At 42.2% G+C, this 17,491-nt stretch carries 12 protein-coding genes; 7 read left to right on the top strand and 5 right to left on the bottom strand.

Translation table 11 applies throughout. The annotated features are described in order from the left end of the window. Nucleotides 1–1,476, top strand: coding sequence for a calcium-binding protein (locus IQ276_RS40625; protein WP_193917140.1), 1,476 nt, complete (start codon nt 1–3; stop codon nt 1,474–1,476). Nucleotides 1,477–1,965: 489 nt separating this feature from the next. Here IQ276_RS40625 and IQ276_RS25195 read toward each other — a convergent pair whose 3' ends face one another. Further along, the gene (locus IQ276_RS25195) at nt 1,966–2,925 is read right to left on the bottom strand and encodes a ribonuclease Z (RefSeq protein WP_190877557.1); all 960 of its coding nucleotides are present in this window, start codon (nt 2,923–2,925) and stop codon (nt 1,966–1,968) included. 345 nt (nt 2,926–3,270) lie between these two features. Here IQ276_RS25195 and IQ276_RS25190 point away from each other — a divergent pair, with 345 nt between their 5' ends. After that, nucleotides 3,271–3,774, top strand: coding sequence for a GNAT family N-acetyltransferase (locus IQ276_RS25190; protein ID WP_193917138.1), 504 nt, complete (start codon nt 3,271–3,273; stop codon nt 3,772–3,774). Between the two features lie 164 nt (nt 3,775–3,938). Further along, nucleotides 3,939–4,847, top strand: a complete 909-nt coding sequence (locus IQ276_RS25185) for a beta-1,6-N-acetylglucosaminyltransferase (RefSeq protein ID WP_193917136.1) — start codon at nt 3,939–3,941, stop codon at nt 4,845–4,847. Nucleotides 4,848–5,032: 185 nt separating this feature from the next. On the opposite strand, the gene IQ276_RS25180 is transcribed toward IQ276_RS25185, so the two are convergent. After that, complete coding sequence (locus IQ276_RS25180; RefSeq protein WP_193917134.1) at nt 5,033–5,836, bottom strand: phytanoyl-CoA dioxygenase family protein; 804 nt, start codon at nt 5,834–5,836, stop codon at nt 5,033–5,035. 228 nt (nt 5,837–6,064) lie between these two features. After that, a complete protein-coding gene (locus IQ276_RS25175; RefSeq protein WP_193917132.1) occupies nt 6,065–7,507 on the bottom strand; it encodes an MFS transporter in 1,443 nt (480 codons plus the stop codon). An 845-nt stretch (nt 7,508–8,352) separates the two neighbouring features. Here IQ276_RS25175 and IQ276_RS25170 point away from each other — a divergent pair. The 4 genes from IQ276_RS25170 (at nt 8,353) to IQ276_RS25155 (ending at nt 13,245) form a co-directional block, all read left to right on the top strand. Next, nucleotides 8,353–9,585, top strand: coding sequence for a sedoheptulose 7-phosphate cyclase (locus tag IQ276_RS25170; protein WP_193917130.1), 1,233 nt, complete (start codon nt 8,353–8,355; stop codon nt 9,583–9,585). After that, nucleotides 9,585–10,421: an O-methyltransferase gene (locus tag IQ276_RS25165; protein WP_193917128.1), complete on the top strand. Its 837-nt coding sequence runs from the start codon at nt 9,585–9,587 to the stop codon at nt 10,419–10,421. Before IQ276_RS25170 ends, IQ276_RS25165 begins: the two co-directional genes overlap by 1 nt. 6 nt (nt 10,422–10,427) lie before the next feature. Continuing rightward, nucleotides 10,428–11,822, top strand: a complete 1,395-nt coding sequence (locus IQ276_RS25160; RefSeq protein WP_193917125.1) for an ATP-grasp domain-containing protein — start codon at nt 10,428–10,430, stop codon at nt 11,820–11,822. A gap of 337 nt (nt 11,823–12,159) precedes the next feature. Beyond that, nucleotides 12,160–13,245, top strand: coding sequence for a D-alanine--D-alanine ligase family protein (locus IQ276_RS25155; RefSeq protein ID WP_193917123.1), 1,086 nt, complete (start codon nt 12,160–12,162; stop codon nt 13,243–13,245). Between the two features lie 306 nt (nt 13,246–13,551). Here IQ276_RS25155 and IQ276_RS25150 read toward each other — a convergent pair whose 3' ends face one another. Together IQ276_RS25150 and IQ276_RS25145 are read right to left on the bottom strand one after the other, a co-directional pair. Then, entirely contained in the window at nt 13,552–15,114 is a 1,563-nt protein-coding gene (locus IQ276_RS25150) for an ammonium transporter (protein ID WP_235115954.1), read from the bottom strand. Between the two features lie 396 nt (nt 15,115–15,510). Continuing rightward, on the bottom strand, nt 15,511–16,971 hold the full coding sequence (locus tag IQ276_RS25145) for an ammonium transporter (RefSeq protein WP_235115953.1): 1,461 nt from the start codon (nt 16,969–16,971) through the stop codon (nt 15,511–15,513). Nucleotides 16,972–17,491 lie beyond the last annotated feature (520 nt).

Genomic DNA, 17,491 nt, shown 5'->3' with positions numbered 1-17,491 from the left:
TTGCGTAAGTCCTGTAATAATCAGCGGCTCGATGCTGGTGAAACAATTACGCCGTTTACTGTTGGTTCGCTAAGTGCCAACTTGGCAGCGGGAACATACTTTTTACATACAAATGGTACTGGCGAACAAGCCGCCTACTACCTGCGACTAGTTTCAGACTACGCCGGAAATACCTTAGGTACAGCCCGCTCATTAGCAGCGATCGCTGGAGCAACCCCACCCAACCAAACTTTCCAGGACTACATCGAACAATCCTTCGATGCCTCCAGCGATGTCAACGACTTCTATCGCTTCGATCTGTCCAGTCCTTACGAAGTCACACTGAACACAACAGGCGTTGCCGGTGAAGATTTATCGCTTTCACTAATTAAGGATGCCAACAACAACGGTGCGATCGATGCAGGTGATATCTTAGCCACATCAAACGTCTTGAACTCCCCAACAGAAACTCTCTCACGTCTACTAGGAGCTGGGCGGTATTTTGCCCGCGTCCAGGGGGTTAACGGTTCCACAAACTACACCCTGACCTCAAAGTTTGTCAGCCCAAGTCAAGACCCTGATGACACAATCGCTGAAGTTAACAATTCTGCGGGTAATACCAAGACACTAGGTCAGTTCGCTGACTTTACCATGAGTCCACAAATTGATGTCGATCTGGTGAAGTTTACAGTCTCTGCTGGGCAGCGGGTCGGGTTCGATGTGGATTCTCGTAATGGTTCAAACCTCAACACCTACCTCAGGGTGTTCAACTCCAGTGGCACACAACTTGCGGCCAACAATGATGGAGCTGCGCCGAGTGAAGCTTCTAGCCAGTTCTCCTACTTGGCTTATACATTTGCTCAGGCGGGGACATACTACGTGGGCGTGTCCCTCAACCCGAACTCTAATTACAACCCTGTGACTGGTGTTGGCGATGTAGCTGGTTCTGGGTCTACGGGCGAATATCGTCTGACCCTCAACGATCTCGGACGAACATTCACAGGTGATGCTGGGAACAACTCCATCGCTGGTGGTAGCGCCAACGATAACCTCAATGGGGCTGGGGGCAATGACACAATTACTGGTGGTGGCGGCAACGACGTACTGATTGGTGGTACTGGCAATGACCTACTGGTTGGTGGTGGCGGAAATGATACGCTCACCGGAAATGATGGGGCAGATATTTATCGGTTTACAGCACCAAGCGATCGCCTGGATACGATTAATGGCTTCAGCGGCTCTGGTGGCGATAAGATTCAAATATCTGCCGTCGGCTTTGGTGGCGGATTGGTCGCAGGCTCCCTCACCCCAGACCGTTTTCGTTCCGGTGCGGGCATTACCACAGCAAACACCACAAATCAAAGGTTCATTTACAATACGACGACTGGAGGTTTGTTCTTTGATGCCGATGGCAGCTTAGGGGGTTCTGCACCACTACAGATTGCCACCTTGTCCGGCAATCCTGCCTTGAGCAACAGCAATATTGCGATTATCTAAACGCCAACGATGATTCTATAGCCGTTACAAGGTGATGCATAAAATCTCTTTATTTCTTTGTGGGTGCGATCGCTGTCTTACAAAGTAAAATACGCCCGTTCGTAGGGTAGCACAGCTGTGCTACCCTACAGCGTATTGCATCCAAACCAGAATCGCTATATTTAACCACAGAGGCGCAGAGACCACAGAGATCAGAAGTTATATCATGTCCGCCTAATCACTTATCATTAAAATCTCTTTGCGTAAGAGCGCAAGAGCGTCAGTCTAAATGATAAGTATTTATTTTCGAGAATTTTTATCCACCTTCAAAGGGCTAATCCTTACAGCAGTTTTCATGTATTTGAACCACATCTGTCGTAGGGGCACAGCATTGCTGTGCCCTTAACGCGTGGTCTATTTACCTGAAAATAGCTGTAAGTCCGGTTTTGGGGAGACCCAAAACCCTGCTGCTTCACCAAAATCTAAAATCCAAAATCTAAAATCTAAAATTTACACGCCTACTTTGGTTAATTCCACTTCCCGGCGCCTGGGGACTTCATGAACCATGAAATCATAAGCCATGTCAGTACGAGGAAAAATTGCACGGGCTTCCTGAAGCAGATCTTTTAACTCTAAGTTATTTCCAGGAGCATAGCGGGGACTAAAATGGGTCATAATCAGCCGACGTGCCCCAGCGGCTAAAGCTGTTTGGGCTGCCATTGTGCTTGTGGAATGCAATCGCTGAAAAGCCATGTCTGCATCTTGATGGGCAAAGGTGGCTTCGTGAATTAATACATCTGCATCATGAGCTAATGCCACTGCGCCATCACAATAAATTGTGTCTGTACAATAGGCAATTTTGCGACCAATTTCTGTAGGGCCGCACAATTCGACGCCATGAATCACGCGTCCATCCTCAAGAGTTACTGTTTCACCGCGCTTGAGTTGACCGTAAACGCGACCCGGAGGAATTTGTAAAGCTTTAGCTTTTTCGATATCGAAGCGACCTGTGCGGTCTTTTTCGGCTACGCGATAGCCGAAAGCTGTAATCCGGTGATGTAAATTACCACAGCTAACAGTGAAATCATCATCTTCATAAATCACCCCTGGACGGACGGCGTGGACTTTAATGGGATAGGAAAAGTGTGTGTGAGATAAACGCGAGGCGGCTTGAATGTATTCATTTAATCCAGGTGGCCCATAGATGTCAATTCGTTCTACATTGCCAGCCAAGCCGCAAGTAGCAAGAAGTCCCATCAAGCCAAAAATGTGGTCGCCGTGCATGTGGGTGATAAAAATTCGGGACAGTTGGCTGATTTTTAGTTCACTCCGCAAAATTTGATGCTGAGTGCCTTCACCACAGTCAAATAACCACAGTTCCGCCCTTTGGGGTAATCTCAGGGCGATACTGGAAACATTGCGCGATCGCGTGGGTACACCGGAACTCGTCCCTAAGAATGTTATCTGCACAGCGTTCTTTAGTCTTCCTATTGCTCAATTTGCAGCTCTATGTTTCTATAGTGGCACGGTTGATGAACAAAATACTTTTTAGAGCCAACAGTTAGGTAACTGGGGAACTCAACCCACGTCAGTTTCTAATGCAGATGAACTCCGCGAACTAGTGCAACAACTCGAACACCTTAACCGCGTTCAATTACTTATTATCAACTACACTCGCCAAGCACTAGCGTGGCAATTCCCACAAAAGGCACACAGTAAAACCGAAAGCACCAAGCCAGGAAACGTAGCGCCGTTATGGGTTGCTTAGCACAAAGGTTGTTACAATCCCTGAATAAGTTACACTAAATGCTAGCTATGAGTGTCAATAAAATATCTCTTCGACCTGCTAATGAAAAAGATGCGTGGGTGTTGAGTGCAATTCATATTGCTGCTATCAAAGCTTTGCCTGCAACTTTTTATACCGAAAAAGAGCTTTTAGCTTGGCGTAATAACCGCAACCAGCCTGATGGTTCAAATATATTAAAAAATATGAAAGTCGAATCTTTGTGGGTCGCAGTAGAGGGAGATGTTGTTATGGGTTTTGCCAGTTTCGTTGTTGATGAACTGATTGGGCTATACGTCCATCCTAAATATCAAGGTAAAGGTATTGGGCGTGCTTTAGTTGAACATTTTTGCAATGAAGCAAGCGATCGCAGTATAAATAAGGTAATTACAACTGCTAGCCTTTATGCTGAAGGGTTTTATGTAAAACTGGGATTTACTGCTATCCAAAGAGCGCCTCATTACTTAAGAAATGGGGTAGTTGTTCCAGTTACCAAGATGAGTAAAATATTAACTAGGGCGGAAGAAATAGTATAAAAATTATGCATTACGACTTCCAAAAATTCACAATTATAGCAGCTAATCTATAGGTTTTATTTTATTAGCATCACAGATAACCACAAAGACTCAAGACAGTAGACATAAAATCCTAGTCCTGTTAATATAAAGCTAATAATAATTGTCTATTTAATAATCCTACAGTGAAAATTGCATACATCATCGTAGCACATAAATATCCTGAGCAATTAGCGCGTCTTATTCATCAACTTAATACAGAAGATGTTTCATTTTTTATACACATAGATAAAAAGGTAGAACCGAAAATTTATCATCAGGTACTTACTCAACTCAATGATTTTCCAAATGTTTATTTTCTCAAGAGATTCCATTCCGGATGGGGAAGCTTTGATGCTGTAAAAGCTACTCTTGAGGGGATGAAGTCAATAGTCAAAACAGGTATTTCCTTTGACTATGTTATACACTTATCGGGTCAAGACTATCCAATTAAATCAAATGCACAAATCAAGACGTTTCTGGAACAAAATAAAGGTAAAGAATTTATTGAGTATTTCCCATTACCTTGTAGTAAATGGAAAGGTGGCGGCTTAAGAAGAATAGATTATTGGCACATCCGTTGGAAAGATGAGTATATTTGTATTCCTGAAAAGCGTAAATTTAAATCTCCTATTAACTCTTTATTATATTCATTTTTGATTTTATTTTTACCTAAAAAACGTAAATTTCTTGAAGGCTTTGCTCTTTATGGAGGTTCTGCATTTTGGTGCTTAACCGGAGAATGCGTAAAGTATATAGATGATTTTGTCAAACAAAACCCCAAGCTGATTAATAGTTTTAATTATACTTTTATAGCAGATGAACTTTTTTACCAAATAGTGATTTTAAATTCACCTTTTAAGGACAAAATAATTAACAATCACTTAAGATATATAGATTGGGGAAATTTTAACGCACTCCATCCCAGGATTTTAGAGAAAAAAGATTTTGAAAAAATTAGGGAATCAGAAAAATTATTCGCTAGGAAGTTTGATCTAACTATAGACCCAGATATCTTAGATATGATTGATCAAATACTGCAAGTGGATGTCTAACCACGCCATTGCTAGCTAAATTGTATAATGCAAATCTGGCGTTGCTGATTTCATGTATGAAAACGATTGTGTATGATATCAAAATCCTTGCAGAGACGTTGCAATGCAACATCTCTGCATCTCGATTCATACCGCAATTCAACAACGCCGAATTTTGCTAGTACTTTAATTGTGGGGATTCCCAACTAACGATGCACTTCAACTCTAGGAAATATATCACAGTCTAGCGGCTCACCAGGTTTTTTGGTTTTGAATGAATTAAATTGTGGTAAATCAATTTCTTCAAGAGGTTTGAAAGGCCACGCTTTGGGGCGATGATAATAAGTAACATCATCACCAGTCCAGTTCGTCACCACTGCACGTCGTTGTGCAGAAGATATGTTAGTTACTGAATGATGAATTGTCAGAAAATGATGAATCAAACAATCTCCAGCCTCCATATCCCAAAAGAGAATTTCCTGAGGTTCTGGTTCTACAAACCACGAGGGGTTCGATCGCTCGCGTAACTCTCTGCCCCATCGATGAGAACCTTTGATATACTCTAATCGACCATTTTCTTGGTTGACAGTATCTAGAGCCAGCCAAATTTTACAACACTGCCAGCCTTGTATGGGCCAGTAAGGTAGATCGTTATGCCACCCAATACGGGCATTTGTTTTGGGTTTTTTAACAAAAAAACCGTCAGCCAAAAAGTTCAATTTTTCCGACTTTAAAACTTGAACTGCGAGTGTTGGTAATGGAGATTCAAAAGCCAAAGCACGAAAATCAGCATCAACAAGCCATAAATTACTGGTATGCTCCGCACTGGCTTCTGGTTTCGGGGCATTCTTCTCTTCCATAGGACCAGGGATTAATACATTCTTGTCAACTGCTGTTCGTATCCGTTCTACCCAGATATCATCCACAGCATTTTTGACGCAGATAACGCCATCTCGCTGGAAAGCTTCAACTTGTTGAGGGCTAATTTTTCGTGTGTCTACCTTGAGCATTTTACCTTTTTTCAGATTCTGAAATTAAACTGTTTTGGATCGGAACTGCTAAATGCATATCCGCCTATCTCACCAAGGATTTATCGAATTTATTTTGCTGAAAAAAACTTTGTTATGAGCTAACAGTTATGAGCTAACAAAGTTTTTTCAGTATAGAGTAGATATTCAGTTAGTAATTCTTTCTGTAGATGGACTATTTTTTGACAACCTCAGTTAAATAATTTCACCCTAACTACCGAGATCTTTTTTAAGAATCAGTGGTATAAGTGACGCTAAGCGTAAGAGACCAGACATAATGAAGACTTCCGCAATGCCAAAAGACCCAGCAAATTGAGCGATAAAGCCGCCTATAGTTGCTCCCAAAGCACCACTTACCCCAGCAATAGCAGCTGCGATCGCAAAATAGATAGACTGATTTTTTACTGGTGCAATTTCTATCTGGAGATTGTTGTTACACAAATCAACTCCTCCCCAATTGGCGCCAATGAAAATGTGTAACAAAGGTAACCACAGCCAGAGATCCACGGGACTAGAACCAATCAGTAGCCATAGCCACGGTATGACTGCAATGAGAATTCCTGTAGAAATTAAAATCGGACGATTGCCAATTTTATCTGCTAATTTACCCCAGACAATCAGCATCAGCATATGTGCCCCAGCCCGCAAGCTGTTGTAGAAAGTTACCCAACTCACATCTAGATTTAGCGTATCTAGTAAGTAGAGGTTAAAAAATGGGGCACTGAGGTTAACAGCAAGCGTCCATGAGCCAAAATAAAGCAAAAACACCAAAAAATTCGAGTTTTTCCTAATGCTGCTAATTAAATCGTTTTCTGGTGTCAATGTTTGCCGTAGAGAGATTGCACCAGATGTCTCCTCAAGTTCACTTAGTGACGAGTCTACCTCAATTTTACTAGTTTCAGATGAGCTAGCATGATAAGTATTTTGTAATTGGGGATTCATATCTACCTGGAAATACTGACACCCCAAGCTGACAATTCCAAAGAAAATACCTACTAACAAAATCATTCCATAACCTTGGATAGTCCCGCCATACCAATGTGATATAGCTAAACCTGCTAAGGGCAAGCTAACTAACTCGGTCAGGTTGGCAAGGCTATTGCGTAGCCCGAAATATCTCCCTCGTAACTGTCGTGGGACTAACATTGCTATCCAACTCAAGCATGATGCAATTGCTAGTCCTCCTAAAAGATGGCTGCATAAAAGAATCGAGAGGGACAATATCACCAATTGGTTAGAATTTAGCCCTCCCCAGCTAAAGCTAGCAATGGCAATTACTAAAATTAGCCAGAGTAATCGAGCAATGCCGTGTGTCCGCAATGAATACTGAAAGCGGCTGGTGCTGCGTTCAGATAAGTAAGCACCTATCGGCTGAAATAGATGTGCCAACATAGGGATAGAGGACACCAGGCCAAAGACCACCGGACTAGCATCCAATTCGACCAAAAAATTACCCAGCAAAACTCCGCCAGTGGCAACAGCGAAAACTGCTGCGAAAACACCATCGGCAGTGGAAGCCCTCAAACTGGCGCGAATAGCATCTTTAGAAATACCAGAGCTGGGTGTTGAGCTAGGAGAAAGTGTTGATGGTGAAGCAACCTCGGCGATTTCTACAGAAACAGGTGCGCCTGTTTCAACCGGAACAAAATCCATAAATCTAGTACTTAAAAAAAATAATAGCGAAGTATCCCAATTAGAGCCTATCTATAAAATCCATAAAAGGGGAAGGGGGAAAGAGACAGGCAAGGAGAAGCTGATGGCTTAAAAATAGGGATTTCTCATCAGGACACCTGAAATTAGGCGCACAGGCACTAACAAGAAAATTTTTTTTCTTTTAGGACTTATGCAAAACTAGACGCTGTAGGGGCAATTCATGAATTGCCCCTACCTGAAAATCAGAGTTTTGGCAGCCTTATGACATGGATGATGTCGTCTCGTCTCGCTACCCAAAGATTGATCTACTAAATGTCCCTCAAATCGCCAAATCCTCTAAATTTACTTTTTTATTGCAAATCTACCTTTGGTTTAGGTGCAATATTTGAAAAATAGTGATATGTTAACTAATGTAAACGAGCGTTTAAGCTTTTTGAGCAAGTAAAAATATTCTTCTAACTTGCTTGTAAACCGTTATTCAGCTACTTTCAGTCCGTAATCCTTGAGGCTAGACATAGCATTAACAGTCTGATAATCTGAAAAATCTATGAAGTTTTATTGCGTACATTTGCCAGATTCTTAAGGTTCAGCAAAGACTTAAGTCCTTTTGCTGTGCCGATGAAATGACAGTAAATGCACTTGATTTCTAGTGCTATATTTTGTCGTTTCTAAATCTGCAATCCAACGAAACTTCATTGAGATATACCTGTTTTTCCTCATGAATCACGGGCAATTGACTTGCGACATCAGTTTAGCAAGTTAAATTACCATCTTTGAGAAGTGCTTACACTTCTAATGGCATCGACATCAAAGTTACAATTTCTTTCAACTAGAGGGTAAAATCTGTGAGCATCGTTCAAACAAAACTTCAAGCTACTGAAACTACATTTCACGTAGAAGCTTATGAAAAGATTGAGTATGACTTAGTTTATGTAGATGGTGTTTTTGATATTGCTAATCCAGAACTTGCAGAAACATATAAAAGTTTTGGAAGATGCTTAGCAGTTGTAGATACTAATGTCAACCAGTTTTACGGTAGTCAGATCGAGAAATACTTCCGTTATTACGGTATTGAACTGAGGATTTTTGCTCTGACTATTAGCGAACCAAACAAATCTATCCAAACCTTTGAGAAGATTATAGATGTGTTCGCAGACTTCAAATTAGTACGAAAAGAGCCGGTATTAGTAATAGGTGGTGGTTTAATTACAGACGTTGTAGGTTTTGCTTGCTCTACCTATCGCCGTAGTAGTAATTACATCCGCATTCCTACTTCTTTAATTGGTTTAATTGATGCTAGCGTCGCTATTAAGGTAGCAGTTAATCATCGGAAACTGAAAAATCGTTTGGGTGCTTATCACGCTTCTCAAAAAGTGTTTTTAGACTTTTCTCTGCTGGGGACGTTACCAACAAATCAAGTGCGTAATGGAATGGCAGAATTAGTCAAAATTGCTGTAGTTGCTCATGGGGGTGTCTTTGAGTGGTTAGAAAAGTATGGCAAAGAACTGCTTGACACTCACTTTGGCAATATTGATGCAACTCCAGAGATTAAAGAAATAGCTCACCGTCTGACTTACGAAGCGATCAAAAAAATGTTGGAGTTAGAAGTACCTAACCTCCGCGAACTAGATTTGGACAGAGCAATTGCTTATGGACATACTTGGAGTCCGACTTTAGAACTGGCACCACGGGTACCGATGTTTCATGGACATGCGGTGAGCATCGATATGGCTTTATCTGCAACCATCGCAGGCAATAGAGGCTATATCACCATTGAAGAACGCGATCGCATTATAGGATTAATCAGTCGTTTGGGGCTGGCTCTCGACCATCCTTTATTGGATGAAGAACTATTATGGGACGCTACTGAATCTATCACCCTCACACGAGATGGTTTGTTAAGAGCTGCTATGCCTAAACCGATTGGTACCTGCTTCTTTGTGAATGATTTGACACGGGAAGAATTGGCACAAGCTTTAGCAGATCATAAGCAGCTTTGCGCTACCTATCCTCGTGGTGGTGAGGGTGTAGATATGTACCCCGTTTATCAGACAGAACTAGTTGGGAGTGCAAAATAATGTCTACTACAATTACCAAACCCACAGCTAGACCAGTCACACCGGTAGGAATCTTAGCCCAGAAGTTAGAAGCTGTTGTCCAAGAGATTAACCAACGCACAGATTTACCTGCGGAGTTAGTCGCTAACCTCAATGAAGCATGGCGTTTGGCAGCTGGTTTAGATCCTTACTTGGAAGAATATACGACCCCTGAATCAGCCGCTTTAACTGCACTTGCCGAAAAAACATCCACAGAAGCCTGGCAAGAACACTTTAGTGAAGGCACAACAGTACGACCTCTAGAACAAGAGATGTTATCTGGTCATGTAGAAGGACAAACCCTGAAAATGTTTGTTCACATGATCAAGGCTAAAAGAGTACTAGAGATAGGGATGTTCACAGGTTATTCTGCACTAGCAATGGCAGAGGCATTACCGAAAGACGGAGTACTAGTCGCCTGCGAAGTAGATCCCTTTGCCGCAGAAGTTGGACAAGCAGCTTTTGATCAATCTCCTGATGGTAAAAAAATCCGGGTGGAATTAGGATCGGCTCTGCAAACCTTAGATAAGTTGGTAGCCGCTGGAGAATCATTTGATCTAGTCTTTATTGACGCAGATAAAAAGGAGTACATAAACTACTTCCAAACATTGCTAGATACTAATTTGCTAGCACCGTCAGGATTTATTTGTGTAGATAACACACTCCTGCAAGGAGAGGTTTATTTACCTGGATCGCAACGCACTGCCAACGGCGAAGCGATCGCTCAATTTAATCGTGCTGTAGCACTCGATCCCCGCGTAGAACAGGTAATACTACCCCTACGAGATGGCTTGACGATTATCCGCAGAACTGCCTGATTGACTATGGCACAATCTATTTCTGTTCCTTCTTCACCTGCTATACCGTCTCTTGCTGTAGAGACAAAAATAGCCGTAATTATCCAAAACATTTTGACTTTGGCGTTGCTGTTATTAGCACTGCCAATCAATGCCACCATCGTTGTAGTAACTTTGTTGTGGTATAATTTATTCCGTCATTTTCAACATTCAGCTACCAAAGCCGCAAACCCCAAAAATATATTAATTAGTGGGGGCAAAATGACTAAAGCTTTACAACTAGCGCGGTCATTCCATGCTGCTGGACACAAAGTTGTGCTGGTAGAAACCCACAAATATTGGCTGTCTGGGCATCGATTTTCCGAAGCTGTGGATAAGTTTTATACTGTTCCTGCGCCCCAAGAAAATCCAGAACGCTATACTCAGGCTTTGATAGACATCATCAAACAAGAAAATATTGATGTCTATATTCCTGTCACCAGTCCATTGGGTAGCTACTACGATTCTCTGGCTAAACCATTGCTGTCGGAATACTGTGAAGTATTTCACTTTGATGCAGATGTTACCCAGAAATTGGATGATAAATTTGCCTTTGCCCAAACAGCGCGATCGCTTGGTTTATCAGCACCTAAATCTTTCAAAATTACCTCTGCCGAACAAGTTCTAAATTTCGACTTCTCCCAGGAATCTCGCAAATATATCCTCAAGAGTATTCCTTACGATTCAGTACGACGTTTAGACTTAACCAAGCTTCCTTGCGCCACCCCTGAAGAAACAGCTGCATTCGTTAGAAGCTTGCCAATCAGCCCGGAAAAGCCTTGGATTATGCAAGAATTTATTCCTGGGAAGGAATTTTGTACCCATAGCACCGTCCGGGATGGTGAATTACGATTGCACTGCTGCTGTGAATCTTCAGCCTTTCAAGTCAACTATGAAAACGTTGAAAATTCCCAAATCAGGGAATGGGTAAGGCATTTTGTCAAAGAACTGAAACTGACAGGACAGATTTCTTTTGACTTCATTCAAGCTGAGGATGGCAGAGTTTACGCCATTGAGTGTAATCCCCGCACACACTCTGCAATTACTACTTTTTACGATCATCCCAAAGTTGCCCAAGCCTACCTTGATAAAGAACCAATGGCTGAAACATTACAGCCATTGCCAACGAGTAAACCGACCTATTGGACTTATCATGAAGTCTGGCGTTTGACTGGCATCCGTTCTTTCACACAATTGAAAAAATGGATTGCAAATATTTGGCGGGGAACTGATGCAATTTATAAATCAGATGATCCCTTACCGTTTTTAATGGTGCATCATTGGCAAATTCCTTTACTCTTGATCGATAATTTACGTCGGCTCAAAGGCTGGACGCGCATAGACTTCAATATCGGGAAATTAGTCGAATTGGGGGGAGATTAGGACTGAGTTGCTATTAAAAATCAATACGGTTCAGTTAAGGCTAAAACTCTTTGTAAAAATCAATTCTTTTAACGAACCGCAAAGGACGCAAAGAAAAGGAAGCAATGCTTAACTGAACTGTATTGTATTAAAAATAGGGTGTGGCAAAGGATGATTTAGTATCATGCAAAGGCGCAAAGGCGCAAAGAATAAGAGCTTGAATTAATGATTTTTTGGTGTTGCACAAATAAGGGGTAAAATTTATCTAAAACTCCTGATTCTCTCTGGGCCTGGAGCGTCTCTGCGTGAGATAAATTATCCCGCTTTCTGTGCAATGTTTTAAATAGGAACATCAATTATGCCAGTACTTCGTATCCTTCATTTAGTTGGCTCTGCACAGGATGATTTTTACTGTGATTTGTCACGCCTTTACGCCGAAGATTGTTTGGCAGCAACAGCAGAGCGATCGCGCTATGATTTTCAGATTGCATACATCACACCCGATCGCCAGTGGCGATTTCCTCGCTCTCTGAGTCGAGAAGATATTGCTCAGGCTAAACCGATTTCTGTGTCTGATGCCATAGAGTTGATAACGGCACAAAACATTGACGTTATGTTACCACAAATGTTTTGTATCCCTGGGATGACTCACTACCGTGCCCTATTCGACCTGCTGAAGATTCCTTACGTAGGCAATACTCCGGATCTCATGGCAATAGCAGCTCACAAAGCAAAAGCTAAAGCAATTGTGGAAGCAGCAGGGGTGAAAGTGCCTCGTGGAGAACTGCTGCGCCAGGGAGATGTTCCGACAATTACACCTCCGGTAGTCATCAAACCCGCAAGTTCGGACAACTCGCTAGGGGTGACTTTAGTTAAAGATGCTTCCGAGTATGACGCTGCTTTGAAGAAAGCATTTGAATATGCTTCGGAGGTGATTGTAGAAGCATTCATCGAACTCGGTCGAGAAGTCAGATGCGGCATCATTGTTAAAGACGGGGAGTTAATCGGTTTACCTCTTGAAGAGTATCTGGTTGACCCTGACGAAAAACCCATCCGCACCTATGCTGACAAACTCCAAAAAACGGAGGATGGCAATTTGCATTTGATGGCTAAAGATAAAACTAGGGCTTGGATTGTAGACCCTAATGACCCCATCACCGAAAAGGTTCAGCAAGTGGCTAAGAAGTGTCATCAAGCTTTAGGCTGTCGCCACTACAGTTTATTTGACTTCCGTATCGACCCAGAGGGACAACCTTGGTTTTTAGAAGCTGGGTTGTATTGTTCTTTTGCCCCCAAAAGCGTGATTTCCTCTATGGCCAAAGCAGCAGGAATCCCTTTAACAGAGTTGTTAATGATAGCGATCGATGAAACGTTGGGCAGTAATAAAACAGGAGTCAGAATACAGAATTCAGAATTGGTGAATACTCTACCCATAAAGCGATAGAGTTTGAAGGCGAGAATATTTGAATTTTTTTCGCCCACCATTCCACTCGCTTTTAACCAATAGACCTCTTGCAAAAGTCTTTCTTTGCGTTCTCTTCTCTGCGACTCTGCGCCTCTGCGTGAAACAAAAAATATTTATGCAAGAGGTCTAATATTCAGACGCGACTCGAAAATACTCGCTACCGCTTTTTTATTTAAAACAAGTTTTTATATCGTCCATTGGGACTAAAAAGCTACGAGGTGCGACACCGATACGCACCTCGTAGCAACAGTTTAGAATCCCTTCGCCTTTAGTTCAGGGGAGAGGTCAAAATTTTCCAATTGAACTTTGTCCTTCAGAAAATGCAGTTGCATCACCTTCTTTGAGGAATCCGCTGTAAGCTTCCATACCGTGTTCACCGATATCTAAACCTTCTAATTCCTCTTCTGTGGATACTCTGATACCTAAGGTAGCTTTCAGCACTAGCCAAAAAATACTACTGAGTAAAACAGTGATGCCGCCCACTGAGACAACACCGAGCAATTGAACACCTAACTGTCCAAATCCACCACCTGCAAATAGACCTTTTGCTGGGCCAAGTGCCTCACCATACCAGGAGTAAACACCAGGACCGACAGACCACAAACCTACTGCTAGAGTTCCCCAGATACCGCAAACTAGGTGAACTGAGGTAGCTCCCACTGGGTCATCAATACCAATTTTGTCAAAGAATGTGACGGAGAAAACTACGATGACTCCAGCAATTAAGCCAATGATGAAAGCACTGCCAATGCTGATGTAGGCACAAGATGCTGTAACGCCAACTAAGCCAGCCAAAATACCATTGATAATCATTGACAGGTCTGGCTTACCTAAGTAAAGCCAAGCTGTAACTGTAGCGGCAATACCACCGACTGCGCCAGCCATGTTGGTTGTTAAAGCAATGTGAGTAATTGCACTAGGATCGGCAGCCATTACAGAACCGGGGTTGAAACCAAACCAACCCAACCAAAGAATTAAACAACCCAAGGTGGCAATACTCATGTTGTGACCTGGTAGGGCAACAACTTGCTTGTCTTGATATTTACCAATGCGGGGACCGAGAAATGCTGCTCCCATTAAAGCTGCCCAGCCACCAGCTGAGTGAACCACCGTAGAACCGGCAAAATCCCAGAAACCGTTTTTTGCCAGCCAACCGCCACCCCAAATCCAGTGTCCAGTAATGGCGTAAGAAATACCTACGAGTAAGAGGCTGAAAATGAGGAAGTCAATAAATTTAATTCTTTCAGCAACTGCACCAGAAACAATTGTTGCTGCGGTTCCGGCAAATACTAACTGGAATAAAAACTTGGCAGCTAGGGGTACACCAGCCCAACCAAGGGCACTAAAGACACCTTTATAGGCATCTCCTGTTGCCGGACTGTTATCTGCTCCTGATAGGAAAAACCCATTCAATCCGATGAAGCCGTTGCCGTCGCCGAACATCAAGCCAAAACCAATTGCCCAAAAAGCAACGGTGGCCAGAGCAAAGACAATCAAGTTTTTAGCAAGAACGTTGACTGCATTTTTCTGGCGACAGAAGCCAGTTTCTAACATACAAAAACCAGCATTCATGAAGAATACCAAAAATGCAGCGATCGCAACCCACAGGGTATCAATAGCAACTTTGAGTTCTGCTGTGGTCGGGCCGGCAGCTGGAGTTTGGGCAACTGCGGCATAACCCCAACCCAATACAATCAGACAGGCTAAAGGTAAGCAGGCTTGCCAACTGGGAGTAAGTCGCTTAATTGCTAAATAGAATCTCTTGACTTTTGAGTTTGATTGTGCAAATTCTCTGTAATTTCTTACAGATAGATGCCTTCTTTTTGGGTTCGATTTTTGTTTGTACATGAATTTGAACATCATCCTTCAAAGCATCGTTCAAAACAGGAAATAACTTAAGCCAGAACTGAAATACACTAGTTTTTGATATTTTTCCTTGAGACCAGTTGTTTCCAAAGCAGAAAATCAAATAACCTTAGTAGGAGTGTAAAAAACAATTGTACATCTGTAAATATTTTTCCTATATCTTTTTAATAAATTCAGATATTCTTTCTCAAACAATCAAATCTACTTTACTTAATCTTTATTATTTCAAAAACATAAACATATTTTTGCAGGTAAACTGCCCAAAATTGTTTATCTAATGGGAAAAAAATAGGGTATTTAAGTGCTAAGCAATTTGCACAATACACTTTAACTACCGTAGAATGACGGTTTTTCAGCTATAAAGTATGTTTGTTCGGTCTATTCGCTTTCAAAAGCTCCAACTTCTGGAGTTTTATTGCGATTTTTTTCTTGTTCTTCTAGTGAATAAACATCCGGCCATACTGACGCACCGTGTTCGTAAGCATCAATACCAATGCGATCGGCTTGGGGATCGACGCGCAGGCGTCCCAGGGCTTTTAGACCACCAAACATCAAAAAGCTAAAGGCGACGGTGAAAACTACAATTGCTACTACCCCCAAAAGTTGTATGCCCAGCAAATCAAAGCCACCGCCTAAAAACAACCCTGCTTTTTTATTCAAGGTCAGTTCTGCTTGACCTAAGAAGCCAACGGAGAGAGTACCCATCATGCCATTGATACCGTGTACGGCAAAAGCCCCCACCGGGTCATCAATGTGCAATGACTCAATTAAATCTACTCCTAGCGTCACCAAAATACCACCTGTTAAACCAATCAAAACCGAAGCCCAGGGAGCAACAAAAGCACAAGGTGCTGTAATTGCCACTAATCCTGCTAGTGAACCGTTGAGACAATAAACTAAATCCCACTTACCCGTGCGAATATATTGGAAAATTATCGCTGATAGCGCTCCTGCTCCTGCGGCAAGTGTAGTATTAATTGTTACTAAACCAATTAACCCAGGAGTACCTGTTCCCAAAGTTGAACCAGGGTTGAACCCGTACCAGCCAAACCATAAAATCATTGCTCCGAGAGTCGCTAACCCCAAGTTGTGTGCCGGTGGTAGTGTTCCCCACGCCGGACGACCAGGACGGGGACCAAGCAAATAAGCTCCAATCAGTGCTGTCCAACCACCCACAGTGTGAACAACGGAACTACCAGCAAAATCATGATAGTACAGCTTGGCTAACCAGCCGTTGGAGTTCCACGCCCAGTGAACGATAATCGGGTAGCTGATTGCCCCCATAACGGCACTGTAAATTAAGTCACCAATAAAATCTGTTCTTCCGGCCATTGAACCAGTAGTGATGGTACTGGCGGTAGCAGCGAAAGCAAATTGGAAGAAGAACAAGGTATAGGTGTTGATTGCAGCGCTAGAACCTGGCGCACCCAATGGATAGCTACCATCTGCACCAGGTAGCTGACTGAGGAAGAAGGTATCTATACCAAATAAACCGCCAGCACTCGTACCAAAGGCGATACCAAAGCCGATCGCCCACCATGCCAAAATGGTTACGGCAGCGTCAATGAAGTTTTCCAATAAGGCGTTAACTACACCTCTTTGCCGAATCAAACCTGCTTCTAGCATGGCAAAGCCAGTTTGCATGAAGAATACTAAAAACCCACTGATTAGTACCCAGGTAGTATCAATGGAAATTTGCAGTTTCGTTGTTGTTTCGGATAAAGACTGAACAGTCGGAGGATCTGCCGCCTGTACAATTGTTGGGGCAAAAACTGCAAACACCATTGAACCGATAGCTAGCGCCAGTAGGCGATGCCAGGGTCGAACATGCTTATTCATTGCTTCCTTTTTCCTGCTGGAAAAGCGGTAATAGATTTAGCGAAATTAGTTATTTTAGTTAGGTATGAGGTTACAAAGTTTTAGCCAAGCTTTGGGAAAATAATTATCTCATTATCTGTGTCAGTGATTTATTTTCTAGAGAACACACTTTTTCTAATATCAAAAACTCTGATTGAGGAAAAAACATAAACATTCTTCCACAGAAATTATGAGATTACTTCGTGTTGTACCCTTGAAAAATTTATGCCTAAACGGATAAATTTGACTGATTGTCTATTTACTCAAACCAAAAAACTGTATCTGTTAATACATTTTTTTCGTTACCCTATGGCAACATAGCGCCTAACGCAAAATATCAAGCAACTATATCCTTTGTGGATAAGTATTTTCCGGGATCAGAGTCGGACAAGTTTGTATATTTTTAAATTTTTATACAAATAATTAATTATTTGTTACTTTAAGGCTGTGTTCAAGGTCAGTAAATGTAAAGTTTACAATTCAGCACGGAGTGAATCCACCG

Source organism: Desmonostoc muscorum LEGE 12446 (assembly GCF_015207005.2).
Classification (GTDB): Bacteria; Cyanobacteriota; Cyanobacteriia; order Cyanobacteriales; family Nostocaceae; genus Nostoc; species Nostoc muscorum.
This window is presented reverse-complemented; position numbering and strand designations above follow the sequence as displayed.